17 protein-coding genes are annotated in these 16,718 nt (G+C 68.9%); 8 read left to right on the top strand and 9 right to left on the bottom strand.

All coding sequences use genetic code 11. The features are described from left to right. Nucleotides 1–7 precede the first annotated feature (7 nt). Nucleotides 8–3,421, bottom strand: a complete 3,414-nt coding sequence (locus ACW4E8_RS26995; RefSeq protein ID WP_456807422.1) for a maltotransferase domain-containing protein — start codon at nt 3,419–3,421, stop codon at nt 8–10. Nucleotides 3,422–3,766: 345 nt separating this feature from the next. Here ACW4E8_RS26995 and ACW4E8_RS26990 point away from each other — a divergent pair, with 345 nt between their 5' ends. Together ACW4E8_RS26990 and ACW4E8_RS26985 are read left to right on the top strand one after the other, a co-directional pair. Then, nucleotides 3,767–4,138, top strand: a complete 372-nt coding sequence (locus ACW4E8_RS26990; protein WP_456807311.1) for a hypothetical protein — start codon at nt 3,767–3,769, stop codon at nt 4,136–4,138. A gap of 120 nt (nt 4,139–4,258) precedes the next feature. Further along, on the top strand, nt 4,259–4,495 hold the full coding sequence (locus tag ACW4E8_RS26985) for a BON domain-containing protein (RefSeq protein ID WP_456807310.1): 237 nt from the start codon (nt 4,259–4,261) through the stop codon (nt 4,493–4,495). A gap of 14 nt (nt 4,496–4,509) precedes the next feature. Here the strand turns inward: ACW4E8_RS26985 and ACW4E8_RS26980 are convergent, their stop codons facing one another. Next, nucleotides 4,510–4,731, bottom strand: a complete 222-nt coding sequence (locus tag ACW4E8_RS26980; protein ID WP_456807309.1) for a DUF2188 domain-containing protein — start codon at nt 4,729–4,731, stop codon at nt 4,510–4,512. 173 nt (nt 4,732–4,904) lie between these two features. Between ACW4E8_RS26980 and ACW4E8_RS26975 the strand changes: the two genes are divergently transcribed. After that, complete coding sequence (locus tag ACW4E8_RS26975) at nt 4,905–5,213, top strand: hypothetical protein (protein WP_010814535.1); 309 nt, start codon at nt 4,905–4,907, stop codon at nt 5,211–5,213. Nucleotides 5,214–5,268: 55 nt separating this feature from the next. Here the strand turns inward: ACW4E8_RS26975 and ACW4E8_RS26970 are convergent, their stop codons facing one another. From ACW4E8_RS26970 to ACW4E8_RS26955, 4 genes are all read right to left on the bottom strand, one after another. Further along, nucleotides 5,269–6,627 carry an MFS transporter gene (locus ACW4E8_RS26970; protein ID WP_456807308.1) on the bottom strand — a complete coding sequence of 453 codons (1,359 nt, stop codon included), beginning with the start codon at nt 6,625–6,627 and terminating at the stop codon, nt 5,269–5,271. Nucleotides 6,628–6,768: 141 nt separating this feature from the next. Then, entirely contained in the window at nt 6,769–6,993 is a 225-nt protein-coding gene (locus tag ACW4E8_RS26965; RefSeq protein ID WP_456807307.1) for a DUF2783 domain-containing protein, read from the bottom strand. Nucleotides 6,994–7,024: 31 nt separating this feature from the next. Then, nucleotides 7,025–8,749, bottom strand: coding sequence for an FAD-dependent oxidoreductase (locus tag ACW4E8_RS26960; RefSeq protein WP_456807306.1), 1,725 nt, complete (start codon nt 8,747–8,749; stop codon nt 7,025–7,027). Between the two features lie 48 nt (nt 8,750–8,797). Further along, entirely contained in the window at nt 8,798–9,757 is a 960-nt protein-coding gene (locus ACW4E8_RS26955; protein WP_456807305.1) for an MBL fold metallo-hydrolase, read from the bottom strand. A gap of 311 nt (nt 9,758–10,068) precedes the next feature. Between ACW4E8_RS26955 and ACW4E8_RS26950 the strand changes: the two genes are divergently transcribed. After that, nucleotides 10,069–10,896: an IclR family transcriptional regulator gene (locus ACW4E8_RS26950; RefSeq protein ID WP_456807304.1), complete on the top strand. Its 828-nt coding sequence runs from the start codon at nt 10,069–10,071 to the stop codon at nt 10,894–10,896. Then, nucleotides 10,893–11,723, top strand: coding sequence for an IclR family transcriptional regulator (locus tag ACW4E8_RS26945; RefSeq protein WP_456807303.1), 831 nt, complete (start codon nt 10,893–10,895; stop codon nt 11,721–11,723). Before ACW4E8_RS26950 ends, ACW4E8_RS26945 begins: the two co-directional genes overlap by 4 nt. 10 nt (nt 11,724–11,733) lie before the next feature. Here ACW4E8_RS26945 and ACW4E8_RS26940 read toward each other — a convergent pair whose 3' ends face one another. Together ACW4E8_RS26940 and ACW4E8_RS26935 are read right to left on the bottom strand one after the other, a co-directional pair. Beyond that, on the bottom strand, nt 11,734–12,714 hold the full coding sequence (locus ACW4E8_RS26940; protein ID WP_456807302.1) for a Bug family tripartite tricarboxylate transporter substrate binding protein: 981 nt from the start codon (nt 12,712–12,714) through the stop codon (nt 11,734–11,736). 109 nt (nt 12,715–12,823) lie between these two features. Continuing rightward, the gene (locus ACW4E8_RS26935) at nt 12,824–13,000 is read right to left on the bottom strand and encodes a hypothetical protein (RefSeq protein WP_456807301.1); all 177 of its coding nucleotides are present in this window, start codon (nt 12,998–13,000) and stop codon (nt 12,824–12,826) included. Between the two features lie 46 nt (nt 13,001–13,046). Here ACW4E8_RS26935 and ACW4E8_RS26930 point away from each other — a divergent pair, with 46 nt between their 5' ends. The 3 genes from ACW4E8_RS26930 to ACW4E8_RS26920 are packed head-to-tail and all read left to right on the top strand — an operon-like array spanning nt 13,047 to nt 15,103. Next, nucleotides 13,047–13,862 (top strand): helix-turn-helix domain-containing protein, encoded by an 816-nt coding sequence (locus ACW4E8_RS26930; RefSeq protein WP_456807300.1) that lies wholly within the window; start codon nt 13,047–13,049, stop codon nt 13,860–13,862. 22 nt (nt 13,863–13,884) lie between these two features. Then, the gene (gene flhD, locus ACW4E8_RS26925; RefSeq protein ID WP_456807299.1) at nt 13,885–14,238 is read left to right on the top strand and encodes a flagellar transcriptional regulator FlhD; all 354 of its coding nucleotides are present in this window, start codon (nt 13,885–13,887) and stop codon (nt 14,236–14,238) included. 22 nt (nt 14,239–14,260) lie between these two features. After that, nucleotides 14,261–15,103 carry a hypothetical protein gene (locus tag ACW4E8_RS26920; RefSeq protein WP_456807298.1) on the top strand — a complete coding sequence of 281 codons (843 nt, stop codon included), beginning with the start codon at nt 14,261–14,263 and terminating at the stop codon, nt 15,101–15,103. A gap of 3 nt (nt 15,104–15,106) precedes the next feature. Here the strand turns inward: ACW4E8_RS26920 and gabD are convergent, their stop codons facing one another. Next, nucleotides 15,107–16,555, bottom strand: coding sequence for an NADP-dependent succinate-semialdehyde dehydrogenase (gene gabD / locus ACW4E8_RS26915; RefSeq protein ID WP_456807297.1), 1,449 nt, complete (start codon nt 16,553–16,555; stop codon nt 15,107–15,109). Nucleotides 16,556–16,718 lie beyond the last annotated feature (163 nt).

Raw genomic sequence — 16,718 nt, 5'->3', positions numbered from 1 at the left:
ATGCCTGTCAGGCGCCGTGCGGGTCGGTCGAGGCCGGCGCTGCGGGTGGGCGGGGGGCGGGACGCTGCAGCGGGCGCACATGCCAGACCGAGAAGGGCAGTTGCGCCGGATCGAGCCGGATGCGCTGGTGCTTGCCGCGCAGCTCGAAGCGCCGGCCGTGCATCAGGTCGTGCACCGCCAGGCCAGCCTGGTCGGGCAGCCCCCATTCCCACAAGGGGATTTCGATATCGGTCTCGTGCGCCGTGCGCGGGTCCAGGTTGATCGCGGCCAGCAGCACGTCGTCGCCGAACAGGTAGTCGGTGCCCGGCATGAAGCGCGCGAACCACAGCACCGCGTCGCTGCCGGCATGGTAGAAGCGCAGCCCCAGGTGGTTCTGCAGCGCCGGGTGCCCGGCGCGGATCTCGTTAAGCCGTGAGATCTCCGCAACGATATTGCCGGGCTGCTGCCACTCGCGCACGCGCAGCTGGTACTTCTCGGAGTCGAGGTATTCCTCGCGCACCTTGCCGTCCAGTACGAAAGGCGCGCTCTCGCACAGTTCGAAGCCGCTGTACATGCCCCACAGCCCCGACAGCAGCGTGGCCAGCGCCGCGCGGATCAGGAACGCCGGGCGCCCGCCCTGGTGCAGGAAGTAGGGGTTGATGTCAGGCGTGTTGACGAAGAAGTGCGGGTGGAAGAAATCGCGCAGCGGGCTTTGCGTCAGCTCGGTCAGATATTCGGTCAGCTCCCACTTGGTGTTGCGCCAGGTGAAGTAGGTGTATGACTGGCTGAAGCCGAGCTTGGCCAGCCGCGCCATCATCTTCGGCCGGGTGAAGGCCTCGGCCAGGAAGATGGTGTCGGGGTGGTGCGCGCGCACGTCGGCGATCATCCATTCCCAGAACGGCAGCGGCTTGGTGTGCGGGTTGTCCACGCGGAAGATGCGCACGCCCTGGTCGGCCCAGAACATCACCACGTCGCGCAGGGCCTGCCATAGCGCGGCGCCGGCGGGCGCCGCGGCGTAGAAATCGACGTTGACGATGTCCTCGTACTTCTTGGGCGGGTTCTCGGCATAGCGCAGCGAACCGTCTGGGCGGTGCGCAAACCACTCCGGGTGGTCCTTCAACCACGGATGGTCGGGCGAGCACTGGATGGCAAAGTCGAGCGCCAGCTCCAGGCCATGGGCGGCGGCCGCGTCGCGCAGGCGGCGGAAGTCTTCGAAGCTGCCAAGCTCCGGATGCAGCGCATCATGGCCGCCTTCGTCGCCGCCGATCGCATAGGGGCTGCCGGGTTCGCCAGGGGCGGCGCGAAGGCTGTTGTTGCGGCCCTTGCGGTGGGTCCGGCCGATCGGATGGATCGGCGTGAGGTAAAGAACGTCGAAGCCCATCGCGCGAATGGCGGGCAGCCTGGCGATGGCATCGTCAAAGGTGCCGTGGCGCTTTTCGTCATTGCTTTGCGAGCGCGGGAACAGCTCGTACCAGCTGGCGTAGCGGGCGGCCAGGCGATCGGCCTCGACCGGCATGGCGAGCGGATGGCGCGACACAAACGGGCGCCCCGCGCGCGTTGCCATCACCGCCTGCATCGCGGCCGCGGTGCGCTGGGATAGCAGCAGTTCCAGGCGGCGCTCGTCATCGCCGGCAGCAGCAGTGAGTTCGTCGACGATGGCGGAGAGCTCCGTGTCCGCGGGAGGCCTCTGGCTGTTCTTCCTGCCAGGGTCCTTGTTCCCGTTGCTGGCGGGCTGCAGCAGCGCATCGGCCACCAGCCGCGCGCCTTCCTCGATCTCCAGCGCCACGTTGATGCCGGCCGCGCGCTTCTTGCCGATCTCGTCGAGCCAGCTGGCGAAGGTGTCGCGCCAGGCCTCGACCGTGAATTCATGCCGGCCCAGCGCCACCAGCGGGAAGCTGCCTTCCCAGCGGTCGTTGATCACGGGCTGCATCTGCGCTTCGTGCCAGCCAGTCTCGCCCGGCGCACGCCACAACACCGTGGCGGCAAGCTTGTCGTGGCCATCCATCCAGATATCGGCACTGACGGTCACGCGCTCGCCCACCACGCGCCGCACGGCGAAGCGGCCTTCGTTGCAGGCGGGTTCGACGTGCTCGATGGCGATACGCGGGGCCTCCATCGCCGCCACCACGCTGCCCAGGCCGGTGGCTGCCAGCGTTTCATGGCCGTGCGGCGCGCGCGCGTCGGCTGCCGGCATGCCGGGCCGCGTCAGGGGCACCGGTGGCACTTCATAGAGGCGGATATCGGCGGGTGCCAGCGTGATGCTGGCCAGCGCATCGAGCCGGTGGTTGGCGAGGGTCCCGCCCGGGCCACCCAGTGACGATTCCAGGTGCGCGCTGGCGTGCGGCAGCGCGCTCAGCACGCGGTCGGCGCCCAGCGTGCCGGGCGCCGCGGGGTCTGGATTGAGCACCACTGCCAGGGCGGGGGCGCCGTCGGGTACCGCAGGGTCGCTACGGTTGCCGGCCGCGTCGGGCGGGGCGCAGGCGCCGTCCGGCACAGGCAGCCGTGCCAGCACCGTCAGCGGCGCGTCGGGTCCGCTCAGCAGCCGCACGGCCAGCGCCGGTGCCGGATCGCGCGCAGCCAGCCAGGTATTGGTTTCCAGCAGCTCATGGGTGATGTCGTACGGCGCGCCCTGATGCGGGGCGCCATCCGCTGCCAGCGGGTCGCGTGCCAGCGCGCCGCCGGTCTCGAAGCCGGCCGGCACCAGGATGCCGTCGCCGATCGCCGCGGCGGTCCACAGCGCACGCCGCGCGCTGAGCGCGTCATGGCTTGCCGGCGTCAGCGCGGGGGCGGCCAGCACCCGGCCAAAGGGGCGCAGCCGCGCAATTTCCTCGGTCAGCCAGGGGCTGCGAAAATCCCACCACGGCAGCGAGCAGAACGCGCCGTCGAAGCCGGCGGGCGCCAGGTCATCCAGTTGCGCCGGCGTCAGGCCCGGCGTCCACGCCAGGAAGCACGGTGCACCGCGCGCCGGTGCCGGCACGGCATCGCTGCGCAGCGTGCCGGTCAGCGCGGCCCAATGCCTGCCGGGTACGCGTGCCGGCGCACGGCAGCAGAAGCCCACGGCGCCTGCCGCCCAGGCCAGGCGCAGCCGGGCCGTCCACCACTGCACCAGCGCGTCGGCCGCGGGCTGGTCATGCCAGCGCAGGCGCGCGCCGGGGATGTGGCTGTCGGTCTCGTGTGGGGCGAAGGCTGGGACCGCACTGTCGATCCAGCCAGGGTCGGGAGCTGGCCCGGCGCCGTCGGCGTGGTCGACCGCATAGCGGTCCAGTGAGATGTCGAGCAGCGGGGCCAGCCCGTGCCGGGCGCAAGCCGCGAAAGCGTCTTCGCCGGGCAGGTGCGGCCAGCCGCCGATCAGTACGTGGTCGAAGCCCAGTGCCGCCACGCGCTGGAGCGCGTGTTCATCGGCATCGGGCGTTCCGGTCAGGTCGATCTGGCAGATCCGCACAAAGTCCTCCCGGTGTTTCGCTCCGACGGAGCAACAAAAATCCCGGTCCGGCGCCTCGCGGCCGGCCGGCGGAATGGCACAGCCATGCGAAGTGCGTGCCAGCGCGCCCGGCCAGTTGCCGTTGCGCGCCTGGCCAAGGCGCCTCAAGGGCAAGCGCCGCAGCACGTCATGTGCGCGATGCCGTACTGCTTGTAAAAACTACCGGTGCGCGCCGTGCCGATGGAAAGAACGCGCAGGGCAGCGTGGCCGATGAGCGCGCGATGCTCCGCCGGTACGCTTCTTGCGCCTGTCGGGCAGCGCGGGTTGTCCCCGGCACGGTGGGAATGCCGCGCAAGGGGAGACTCAATGGACTGGTGGCTGGAGGCAGCGCAATGGCCGGCGATGGTGATGACGGTGGTGGCCACCTGGCTGGTCGGCTCACGCCCGATCGCGCGCCGGCGGGCCGGCTTCTGGGTCTTCCTTGCCAGCAACGTGCTGTGGATTGCCTGGGGCTGGCATGGCGGCGCCTATGCGCTGATCGTCCTGCAGCTGGCGCTGATCGCGATGAACCTGCGCGGCATGCGCGCGGCCCGCAAGACGTGGACGGCCGCCTCGCACCGCGCGCTTGCAGCCACTGGCGGCGCGCGGAACGAGCCGCTATCCTTCCACGAGCCCGGTGTGCGGCGCACGTCCGGCGCGAACGAGCAACCGCCGGCGGCAGCCGGCCCCGATCGGTGACTTCACGGGTCCGCGCGCAACCACGAGCTGTTTCGCGTGCTGCAGCAGCAGTACCGGACGCCGCAGGCAAGCCCGTAGCCGCCGGCCCGCGACCGCATTTTTTACAAGGTATCGAACGAATTGCACGCGCGGCCGGCCACCACGCAGGGCGCCGCGCGCAATGCGAGCGATGTCGAAGTCCGGGTCGAGCAAGGCGTGGTGACGCTGGAGGGCAGTGTGCCGGACCGGCTGCAGAAGTACCGGATCGAGGATATTGCCGACGAGACCTTCGGTGTGAAGGACCTGGTCAATCACCTGCGCGTGGCGCGGGCCGGGGCTTCGGAAGCCCACCCTGGCCGCGGCATGCGCACGTACTGACCTGTGGCCGGCTTTTAGCCCGGCACGTTGCGGTGATCGTGGCCGAAGCTGTTGCGCGAGCGGATCTGGCCGTCGCGGCCGTGGATCAGCAGTTCGACTTGTTCGCGCTGCGCCTTCGTGGTGCCGGCCGCAACCGCTTCTTCCTGCGTGGCGTGGTGCGATTCCGCATAGCGCGCACCCTCGTGGATCACATCCCAGCCTTCGTCGTGCGGCACGACGTGTATGTTGCTGCCCATGTTGGGTCTCCTCGACGATCGGTGCTTTCATTGTGGCGCATCTGTGCGCGCTGTCTATCCGGCGCCGTCTGACAGGCGCAAAGGGCACCAGGTTCCACTTTCCGATGGAAATCTCTGGTTATTTGTCGGGCCTCTTGTAAGCTGGACTTGGATCGCAAAAAGAGGAGCGGACCATGCGTGCAAGATTTGCCAGGGGGCTGACGCAGTCGCCGGTGACCGTGGTGGCCCGGGCGTTCGACGGAGAAGCGGTGCGCACTCCCCAGGTGGGCGACCTGGTGACGGTGTATAGCCAGGATCAGGACACCGAATTCAATATCCGCCTGTGCGAGGCCGTCGAGCCCGGCCGCTGGCGCGGCGTGGTCTACGCGATCGGCCGCGGACAGGACGTGCTGGTCACGGCCGAAGGGCTGGAGATCGACGACGTGGTCGAGGTGATGCGCGAGGAAATCGCCTCCGTCATCCCCTGCGGCCGATCCCACTGAACGCCGCACCCCGCGGGTGCGGACATTCCGGTTTTGAAGACGCCTGCGGCCCGGTTCAGGCCGGCCGCGCGGGCTGCCTTGGCACACCCAGCCACATGGCCAGTCCGCTGGCCAGCAGCAGCGCCGCCAGCAGGTAGAGCGCATGGTCCAGGCTGCCGGTCTGGGTCTTGATCTGCCCGATCACCCACGGGCTGACGATGCCGCTGGTGATGCCGATGCTGCTGATCAAGGCGATGCCCGCGGCCGCGCCCGCGCCCGGCAGGTAGCTGGGCGGCAGCGACCAGAACACCGGCAGCGCGGCAAAGATCAGCACCGCGGCCACCGACAGGATGGCCAGCATCACCGCCAGGCTGGGCAGGTGCAGCGTCAGTGCCGCCAGGGCCAGCGCACCGCCTGCCGTGCACAGCAGGAAGTGGCGGTGGCGCTCGCCGGTGCGGTCGGAATGGCGCGCGATCAGGATCAGGCCGACCGCGCCCACGGCATTGGGCACCACCGAATACAGGCTGACCGACATCACGTCGGTGATGCCGAAGTCGCGGATCATCAGCGGCATCCAGAAGCTCAGCGCCAGCGAACCGCAGGTCAGCGAAAAATAGATAAACGCGAACAGGTACACGCGTGGGTTGCGCAGCACGTGGCGCAACGCGTGCAGCGAATGGCCGCCGGCATGCGCTTGCGCAGCCGTGTCACGCGCCAGGTGGGCGCGTTCGCTGTCGGTCAGCCAGCTGGCTTGCTGCGGGCCATCCACCAGGCAGCGCGCGGCCACCAGGCCCAGCAGCACCGCGGGCGCGCCCTCGATCGCAAACATCCACTTCCAGCCCTGCAGGCCGAGCACGCCGGCCATGTCGCGCATGATCCAGCCGGACACCAGCCCGCCCAGCACACCCGCCACCGCCACGCCGGCAAAGAAGATCGCCATCACCGCGGCACGGCGGCGCGCCGGGAACCAGTAGGTCAGGTAGAGCACGATGCCGGGGAAGAAGCCGGCTTCGAACACGCCCAGCAGGAAGCGCAGCGTATAGAACTGCGTTGGGGTGGAGACGGCCATCATCGCCACCGACGCCAGGCCCCACAGCACCATGATGCGCGTGAACGTGCGCCGCGCGCCAAAGCGCGCCAGCAGCATGTTGCTGGGCACTTCGCACAGCACGTAGCCGACGTAGAAGACAGCGGCGCCCAGGCCGTACATGGCGTCGCTGAAGCCCAGGTCCTGCTTCATCTGCAACTGGGCGAAGCCGATGTTGATGCGGTCCAGGAACGACACCACGTAGCAGACGAACAGGAACGGGATGATGCGCAGCCAGACCTTGCGGTAGAGCGCATCTTCATCGTGCGAAGCCAGTGCGGCGGGGGGCAGGGTGGGGGACGTCAGGCTGGATAGGGACGAAAGATCCCCTGAGACCGGATGGCTCATGAACGTTGTCTCCGTACGGTGGTGGCTGCGGCGGCGGGCAGCCGGAGGGTTCCGCCAGCGGGCAGCGTCTTGCGCGCGTTGGCCCGGGATGGTGCTGGGAAAAGAACAGGACAGGCGCGGCGGTGCCGCGCCTGTATCAGGTCAGGCTGGCGTGGTGGCCGGCATTCCGGTCACGCCTTCGCGCGCGGCGGCCATGGCGGCCAGCAGCACATCGTGGTCGCCGATATGGTTGGCCAGCAGCAGGATCAGCTGCGCATTGGCGGCCTGGCTTTGCGCCTCGTCGAGGTCGCGGTGCATCTCGATCAGCGCTTCGTAGAAGTCGTCGGGCCGGGCCAGGTTGGGCTGGGTGTTGAGCGTATTGGGCATGGGAATCTCCGCGGTGCAGGTCTGGCCGGTCTCAGGCGGCCATGCGGCCGGGCTGCGGGGCGCGCAGGTCGGCACCGGTGGCGCGCGCCAGCGCGGCGCGGATCGCGGCCGGGTCGGGGCGGTGCCAGCGGGCGCAGACATGCTGGTCCGGGCGGACCAGGTAGCAGGTGCCGGGCGTGGCACCGTAGCGCGCGGCGGCCAGGCCCTCGTCGTCGCGCAGCACGGTGGCACTGGTGCAGGTCACCGCCGGCTGCGCGGCGTCGGTCACGTAGACCAGCCGCAGCGGCACGCCGCTGTCTTTCAGCGCGGCGAGGCCGGCGAGCGTGCCCGCATCGATGGCGTCAGGGTTGCCGAACAGCAGCACCGTGAAGTCCCCGCCCAGGTGCGACAGCAGCCAGCCCGCGCCCTGCGCGCCGGATACCGGCGCATCGCAGCAGACCGCGCCAGGCACCAGCTTGCAGGCATAGCCCTGGGCGTCGTCACCGGTGTTCAGCGGCGAGTCCTGCAGCACCGCGGGCACCGACAGCCGCCCGCTGTTGACCAGGGTGCGCGCAAACGCATGGCGCTTGGACAGCGTCAGCACCGCATCGCGGAACACGCGGCTGACCGCGCTCTTGGGCGTGATGAAGTCGGTGGAACGGGTGGAGTTGCGGAGGTTCTCGTCGGCGGCGTATTCGCGCTCGCTGGCGTAGGTGTCCAGCAGCTTGTCGCAGGCATGGCCCTGCAGCACATAGGCCAGCTTCCAGGCCAGGTTCTCGGCGTCCTGGATGCCGCTGTTGGCGCCACGCGCGCCGAACGGCGACACGCCATGCGCGGCATCGCCGGCGAACAGGATATTGCCGTGGCGGAAGCTGTCCATGCGCAGGCAGGAGAAGGTATAGACGCTGACCCATTCCAGCTCGAACTTCACGTCCTTGCCCAGCAGCGCCTGCACCCGCGGAATCACGCGCTCCGGCGTTTTCTCCAGCACCGGGTCGGCGTCCCAGCCAAGCTGGAAGTCGATGCGCCAGACGTTGTCCGGCTGGCGGTGCAGCAGCACCGACTGGTTGGGATGGAAGGGCGGGTCGAACCAGAACCAGCGCTCGCTCGGGAAATCCGCTTCCATCTTCACGTCGGCAATCAGGAAGCGGTCGTGGAAGGTGCGGCCCTTGCTGTCCAGGCCCAGCAGCTTGCGCATCGGGCTGCGCGAACCGTCGGCGGCCACCACGTAGCGCGCCGCCAGCGGGTAGCAGCCTTCAGGCGTCTCGATGGTCAGCACCACGCCGGCCTCGGGCGTGCCGCGCTGCTCCAGCCCGACCACCTTGTTGCGCCAGCGGATCTCGATATTGGGCAGCGCCTGCGCGCGCTCCAGCAGGTAGCCTTCGACGTAGTACTGCTGCAGGTTGATGAAGGCCGGGCGGCGGTGGCCGCTCTCGGGCAGCAGGTCGAAGCTGTAGACCTGCTGGTCGCGCAGGAACACCTTGCCGACGTGCCAGCGCACGCCCTTGTCGACCATGCGCTCGCCGCAGCCCAGCCGGTCGAAGATATCCAGCGTGCGCTTGGAAAAACAGATCGCGCGCGACCCGGTGGACAGCGTGCAGTCGTCATCCACCAGCACCACGCGCACGCCGCGTTGCGCCAGGTCGATGGCGGTGGCCAGGCCGATCGGCCCGGCGCCGACTACGACGACCGGGTGGACGGCCGGGTCGGCCGCTGTCTGTTGCTCGGCGCAGGGCTGATACTCGAACGACAGCCGCTGGTAATCGATGCTGCTCATGCCTGTGTCTCCATCCATAGCTTGTTGCCCGACTTTTTCTTTTGGAGGTCAGTCCTGCAGCGCGGCCCACATTTCCTGGTCGCGCTGGGCCGTCCAGATGCGCGGGTGGCGGATGCCACTGGCCTCGTCATAGGCGCGCGAGACGTCAAAAGGCAGGCAGTGCTCGTAGATAAAGACCTGGCCAAACTTGGGGTCCATCGCGCGCCGGGTGTGCGCCATCGCGGCCTTCAGGTCGAGCTTCTCGGCCACGGCTTCCTTGCCGGTCTGGAACAGCGTGGTGACGAAGTCCTTGGTGTAGGCGATGCCTTGCTTCACTTCCTCCGGCGTGGTCAGCGCGGGGCCGCGGCCGGGCACCAGCTTTTCGGGGTTGAGTGCCTGCAGCGCGTCCAGCGTGGCCGGCCAGTCTTCCAGCTGGGCGTCGCCGCAGTAGCAGGCGGCGTCGTACTCGACCAGGTCGCCGGAAAACAGCACCTTCTGCTGCGGCAGCCAGACCACGGTGTCGCCCTTGGTATGGCCCGAGCCCAGGTGGGCGATGCGCACTTCCAGCTTGCCCAGGAACAGGGTGATTTCCTTCTCGAACACCAGCGTCGGCCAGGTCAGGCCGGGCACGGTCTCGACGCCGGCGAACAGGCGCGGGAAGCGTTCGATCTCGGACTTCATGTCGGCCTCGCCGCGCTCGACGATCATCTCGTAGGTGCCGCGGCTGGCGATGACCTGCTGCGCGCCCTCGGCAAAGTAGGCCGACGCGCCCAGCACGCGCACCGCGTGGTAGTGCGACAGCACCACGTACTTGATGGGTTTGTCGGTGATGGTGCGGATGCGGGCGATCAGGTCCTGCGCCATGGCCGGCGTGGCGGTGGTGTCGACGATCAGCACGCCGTCGTCGCCGATGATCACGCCCGAGTTGGGATCGCCTTCGGCGGTGTAGGCCCAGGCGTTCTCGGAAAGCTGGGTAAAGGTGATCTGCTTTTCTTCCAGGTCGGCCTGGGATGCGAATGCCTTGGACATGGCGTCTTTCCTTTGTGTGGGGAGGCGAGACGGCACCGGCAGGGGCACGATGGCTGCGTTGCGCTGGCCGCGCGGGCTGTCTCGCCCCCGTTTCTATGGATGTCTCACGACGTGGGTCGCCGTGTTCGGACGGGGTAGTGCAATCTTAGGAAACGTTGGAAAATTAATCAATAGCGAAATGATTAGCCTATGACAAATTATTGAGCGAGCGCCATCGGAAGCGGATCGGGGTCATTCGGGTAAACCCCTGTGCGCACGGGAAGGGGAGGCGTTCGATTAATATCCGTGTTTTCCGATCACACAGGATGGCAATGGCCAGGCGCAAGGCTGGGGAAGCAGGAACGCAGGCGGGCGAGCCCGCTGCGCGCGCCGACAAGGCGCAGCGCGGCATCCAGAGCGTGGAGGTGGGCGGGCGCCTGCTGGCGGCGCTGGCCGCCGCGCGCGCGCCAATGCCGCTGGCCGCGCTGGCCGAGGCGGCGCAGCTGGCGCCGGCCCAGGCGCATGCCTACCTGGTCAGCCTGACGCGGCTGGGCGTGATCAAGCGCGACCACCTCTCCGGCCGCTACGAGCCCGGGCCGCTGTCGCTGCAGCTGGGCATGCTGCACCTGGAGCAGGACGCCGCCTGGCGCGCCGCGCAGCCCCGGGTGGATGCGCTGGCGCAGGCGTCCGGCTTCAGCGTGGCAATCAGCATTGCCGGGCCGCAGGGCCCGACTATCGTGCGCTATGTGCCGGCCAGCGCGCCGCTGCATGTCAACCTGCACGTGGGCACGGTGATGGCACTGGCTGCCACGGCCACCGGGCGCGTGTTCTGTGCCTACCAGCCGCCGGCACTGTGGCAGCCGCTATGGCGCGCACAGCAGCCGGGCGCGACCGAGTCCGACCTGGCCGCCTTCAGCGCCAGGCTGGGAGAGATCCGCGAGCGCGGCATCGAGCGCAGCATCGACACGCCCAGCCCGGCCGTCAGCAGCCTCAGCGTGCCGGTGCTCGACGCCGCTGGCGTGCTGCGGCTGGTGCTGACGCTGGTGGGATCGACCGGTGCCATCGACGTGGACTGGCGCGGCGCGGCGGCGCAGGCTCTGCTGGCCGCGGCGGCGGACATCGGCGCCGCGCTGCGCGATGAACCTGGACGCCCGGCATGACCAGCGCGACAGAAGCCCAGCAAGACCTGGAAGGCGGCAAGCAGCAGCGCGGCATCCAGTCGCTGGACAGCACCGGCCAGCTGCTGGTAGCCCTGGTGGCTGCCGGCCGGCCGCTGGCGCTGCGCGACCTGGCGCTGGCCGCGGGCATGCCGCCGGCCAAGGCGTTCCCGCACCTGGTCAGCCTGCAGAAGACTGGCCTGCTGGCGCGCGATGCCGCGGGCAACTACCTGTGCGGACCGCTGGGGCTGGAACTGGGGCTGATCGCGCTGCAGCGGCTGTCGCCGACGCGCGAGGCGGAACCGGAGGTAATCGAGCTGGCCGGCGCCACGGGCCTGAGCGTGGCCATGGCTGTGCTGGGGCCGCTGGGGCCCACGGTGGTCCGTCTGGAGGAATCGGCGCGGCCCCAGCACGTGAGCCTGCGCGTGGGCACGGTGCTGTCGCTGGTCCATACCGCGATTGGCCGCACCGCCGCGGCATACCTGCCAGCCAACGTGCTGGCGGGCCTGCTGGAAAAGGACGAATTGCGCATGGCCGGCGCTGCCGCGGCGGAAGTGCTTGAGCCCGGCGGCAAGCTGGCGCCGGACTACGCCGGGCGCCTGGCACAGGTGCGCGCGGCCCGGCTGGACAATGCGCTGAGCCACCCGGTGCCGGGCATCGACACGCTGGCGGCGCCGGTATTCGACCACACCGGCAGCCTGGCGCTGGTGATCGCCGTGATGGGCTCGAGCGGCAGCTTCGACAGCAGCACCGAAGGCGCCACTGCCGCGCTGGTGGGGCAGGCGGCGCGCCGGCTGTCGTGGCGCTTCGGCGCGCCGGACACAGCCTGAACTCAAGCCATCAGTTGTCCAGCTTGATATTGGCCGACTTGATCAGGCTGTCCCACTTCTCGTACTGCGCGCGGATATAGCTGCCGAACTGCGCCGGCGTGGCGGGGAAGGGCACGGTACCCTGGCTGGCCAGCCTGGCGGCCAGGTCCGGCTGCTTCAGCGCCGCCACGATCTCGCCGTTGAGGCGATCGATCACCGCCTTGGGCGTGCCGGCCGGCGCGGCCACGCCAAACCACGCGGTCAGCTCATACCCGGGCACGCCGGCGGCGGCCAGCGTCGGCACGCCGGGGAGCTGGTCAGAGGGCTTCTGCGTGGTCACCGCCAGCGCGCGCACGCGGTTGTCGCGGATATACGGCAGCGCGGTCGAGACGCTGTCGAACATCATGGTGATGCGCCCGCCGATCAGGTCGGTCATCGACGCGGCGCTGCCCTTGTACGGAATGTGCGTGATATTGACACCCGCCAGGTGGGTGAACAGCTCGCCCGCCAGGTGCGACGACGAGCCGTTGCCGAACGAGCCATAGGTCAGCTTGCCCGGCTCCTTGCGCGCCAGCGCCAGCAGCTCCTGCACAGTGCGCGCCGGCACGCTGGGATGCACCACCAGCACGTTGGGCAGGTAGGCGACCGAAGCCACCGGCGCGAAGTCCTTCAGCGGATCGTAGCCAGGCTTGTCATAGAGGCTCTTGTTGACCGCCAGCGAGCCGAAGGTGCCGAACAGCAGCGTATAGCCGTCGGCCGGGGCCCGCGCCACTGCGATGGCCGCCAGGTTGCCGCCGGCGCCGGGCCGGTTGTCGATCACCACCGGCTGGTGCAGCCGCGCCGACAGCGCGTTGCCGATCTCGCGCGCCAGCAGGTCGGTGGCGCCGCCCGGCGGGAAGGGCACCACCAGCCGCACCGGCTTGTCGGGATAGTCCGCCAGCGCGGTACCGGCGGCCGTGGCCGCGAACGCAAATATCAGCCCCGCGGCCGCACGCCTGATCCAACCTTGCATCGCTGTCTCCTTTCTGTGATCTGGTGCGATGGAATGGCCGTCAGTGTGTCGCAGCGCCGGCAGGCGCGTGTTTGGGATTGGCGAAGGTCGGGTTCAGTGCCGGAGCGGGTCACTCCGGCTGACGCAGCCGGGCGATGGTGCCGAACAGCGTTTCCAGCTCGACCTTGGCAAAGCCGCGCAGTGCCACGATGCCGGTGCGGCAGCTCGCGCCCGGGCGCAGGTCAGGGTCGGAAGCTTCCGTACTGCAAATCAGAATGTGCGGATTGTCTGGAGAAGCTGGCTTCATAGAATGGTTGCAGAAGGGTTTTCAGGTCTTCCATCCAGAGGCGCCAATGACACAGTTAGACGAATGCCACCTGCCGTGCGACGGCATGCCGTGCAGCGCAGGTTGCCAGCTGGCCCGCTTCTGCCTGGGAGGCGCACGGGGGCTGCCGGGCGGCGCCCGGGGCATCCACCGCACGGTACGCCTGCGCAAGGGCCAGTGCCTGTACCTGCTGGGCGACCCCGTGACCTCGCTCTACGCAATCCGCGTCGGCACGGTCAAGACCCACGTGACCACGGAAGACGGCCGCACGCAAGTGGTTGGTTTCCATTTCCCCGGGGACCTGGTCGGGCTGGACAGCCTGGCGCATCCGCACTATGCGTCTTATGCCACCGCACTGGAAGACACCAAGCTGTGCATGCTCGGCATGGACGCGCTGCGCGGCGCCGCCGCCGGCATGCCGGAGCTTGCCAACCAGCTGTTCCTGGCGCTCGGCGGGCAGGCGCAGCGCTCGCGCGCGCTGCAGACCATGCTGGCGCTGATGACCGCCGAAGAGCGGCTGGTGACCTTCCTGCTGTGGATGGCTGAAGGCTTTGCGGCGCGCGGCTTCTCGTCCTCCGAGTTTGTGCTGCGCATGAGCCGGGAGGAGATTGGCAGCTATATCGGCCTGACGCTGGAAACGGTCAGCCGGCAGTTCTCGCGGCTGGCCGACTGCGGGCTGATCCGGGTGAGGCACCGCACCATCTCGCTGCTCGACAAGCCTGCCTTGCGGGCCATCGCCGAGCGCCCGATGATCTCCGCGCACACGCCTGCTTGCGATGAGCAGGTGCCCGGCGGCTTGCACCCCGCACGGCCGGTGGCCAGGCTGTGCCAGTCGAATGACTAATCCCGGCAAGCGAGAGGACGGAATGGAACGTGCAATACAGGCTGGCACCGCGGGTGAAGGGCCGGCCAGCGACCCGGTCAGCGAGAGCCTGCGAGAGATCAAGGACCTGAACCTCTCCTACCTGCTGCTGGTGCAGCGGCTGATGCGCGAGAACGAGGCCGAGGCCCTGTTCCGGCTCGGCATCGGGCGCGAAGTGGGCCGTGTGTTGGCCGCGCTCACGCCGCAGCAGATGGTGGCGCTGGCGCGCTCCAACCTGCTGCTGTGCCGCTTCCGGCTGGAAGACAGCATGCTGCTGGCCGCGCTCACCGGCGCTGCGCCGCTGCATGCCCTGCAGAACATGCACGCGGCCATCGTGATGGCCGCTCAGCGAGGGTAGTGGAACCAAAATCGGAGGCTGTATGACGGGCAATGCGATGACGCAAGTCGAATGGAAGCGAATGGCGATCGACCCCGGCCGCAGGGGGGACCACCTGCCCGGGGCAACCCGCATGGAAATCACGGGCACGCTGCAGATGCAGGATATTGTCCAGGCACTGGGGGCAGAGCCCGATGAGCAGCGCTGTGTCGAGGCCGGACTCGAGGTGCTTGCGATGGCCGGGCACCCGCCTGCGCGCGCCGTGGTGTCGTTGGGCCACGGGCGGCTGCCGGCGCTGGAATTCTATGTCGATGCCGCTGTGCCGACCTGCTGCGAACTGGACAGCACGTTGCAGCACGCGATCGCCAGCCGTTTCACCAGCGTGCTGCCGCCAGGGCTGGCAGTCACGGTGCTGCCGCTGGCCGCCTATGCGCAGGAAGCCACCGACGAAGGCAAATCGTTCGACGCGGATACCTTGCGCACCTGTGCGCGCGAACTGCTGGGCCGGGGCGGCGAGATGAACCAGCGGCTCGCGGTGGTGTGTGCCTACCTGTCGGCGCTGCATGGCGCGCAGGCCGTTGCCGAGCAGCTTGGCTACCTTGAGCAGAGCCTGCTTGCGCAGGGCCAGGAGGCCCTGTCCTGGCGCCTGCGCCGACACCGCAGCGTGGAAGGGCGGGAGCTGGCGCAGGCATTGGAAGGACTGTCTCGCGCCGCGGATGGCGCCCTGTATGAGTTCGGCACCTGCTACAGCGCTGCACGCGCCAGCTACCAGCTGGAGCAGATGCAGCGTGTCCATGACCGGATCGCGCGCTTTCGCGACACCTGCCGGCACGGCGGGCGGTGCCCCGAGCCCCGGCGCGCCGTGTGCGCGGACACGGCGTGCTGAAGGTCAGATACCGGCCATGCAGGTGTACTTGATGACCAGGTAATCCTCGATGCCGTAGCGCGAGCCCTCGCGGCCCACGCCAGACTGCTTGACGCCGCCGAACGGCGCCACCTCGTTGGAGATCAGGCCGGTATTGACGCCCACCATGCCGTATTCCAGGCGTTCGGAGACGCGCCAGACCCGGCCCAGGTCGCGGGCATAGAAGTAGCTGGCCAGGCCGAACTCGGTGTCGTTGGCCATGGCGACGACGTCATCCTCGGTTTCGAAGCGGAACAGCGGCGCCAGCGGGCCGAAGGTTTCCTCGCGCGCGACCAGCATGCCGGGGCCGACGTCGGCCAGCACGGTCGGCTGGAAGAAAGAATGCCCCAGCGCATGGCGCTGGCCGCCCTGCAGCAGGCGCGCGCCCTTGCCGAGCGCGTCGGCGATATGCTCTTCCACCTTGGCCACGGCCTTGTCGTCGATCAGCGGGCCGATGCGCACGCCGTCTTCCATGCCGTTGCCGACCTTCAGGGCCGCCACTGCCGCCACCAGCTTCTGCGCAAACGCCTCATACACGCCCGCCTGCACGTAGATGCGGTTGGCGCAGACGCAAGTCTGGCCGGCATTGCGGTACTTGGACACGATCGCGCCTTCAACCGCCGCGTCCAGGTCGGCATCGTCGAACACGATAAAGGGCGCATTGCCGCCCAGCTCCATCGACACCTTCTTGATCGTCGACGCGGTCTGGGCCATCAGCACGCGGCCAACCTCGGTCGACCCGGTGAAGGTGAGCTTGCGCACCAGCGGGTTGCTGCTCATCTCGCCGCCGATGGCGCCGGCCGAGCCGGTCACCACCGACAACACCCCGGCCGGAATGCCCGCGCGCTCGGCCAGGGCCACCAGCGCCAGCGCTGTCAGCGGGGTTTGCGACGCCGGCTTGAGCACCATGGTGCAACCCACCGCTAGGGCCGGGCCGGCCTTGCGCGTGATCATGGCAGCGGGAAAGTTCCACGGCGTGATGGCCGCGCATACCCCCACCGGCTCCTTGGTCACGACAATGCGCTGGTTGCTGACCGGCGCCGGGATGGTGTCGCCATAGACGCGCTTGCCTTCCTCGGCAAACCATTCAATAAACGAGGCTGCGTAGGCGATTTCGCCGCGCGCTTCGGCGATCGGCTTGCCCTGTTCGGCGGTCATGATGCGCGCCAGGTCTTCCTGGCTGGCCATGATCAGTTCGAACCATTTTCGCAGCAGCGCCGAGCGCTCCTTGGCGGTGCGGGCGCGCCATGCCGGCAGCGCGCGGTTGGCGGCTTCGATGGCCTGGCGGGTTTCATCGGCGCCCAGTTGCGGGACCTGTCCCACGCGCTCGCCGGTGGCCGGGTTGGTGACGTCGATGCGGCGCTCGCCGTCGATCCAGCGGCCGTCGATATAGCACTGCTGCCGCAGCAGCGAGGAGTCCTGGAGGTTCAGCATGGTTGTCTCGGTGGATGCCGGCGGTGCCGGGCGTCTTGTGGAAGCCTGAGACAACGATTGTAATCCGGCGGCTTAGTGTCCTGTTCCGCAGATACCTTGCCATGAAATCGCCCAGTTGGCCGCCATGCGTCGTTGCTCGTCGTTGCCATAGCTACGGCTATGG

Source organism: Cupriavidus sp. CP313 (genome assembly GCF_054072015.1).
The sequence above is the reverse complement of the archived record's forward strand: the minus strand, read 5'-3'. Positions and strand labels throughout refer to the sequence as shown.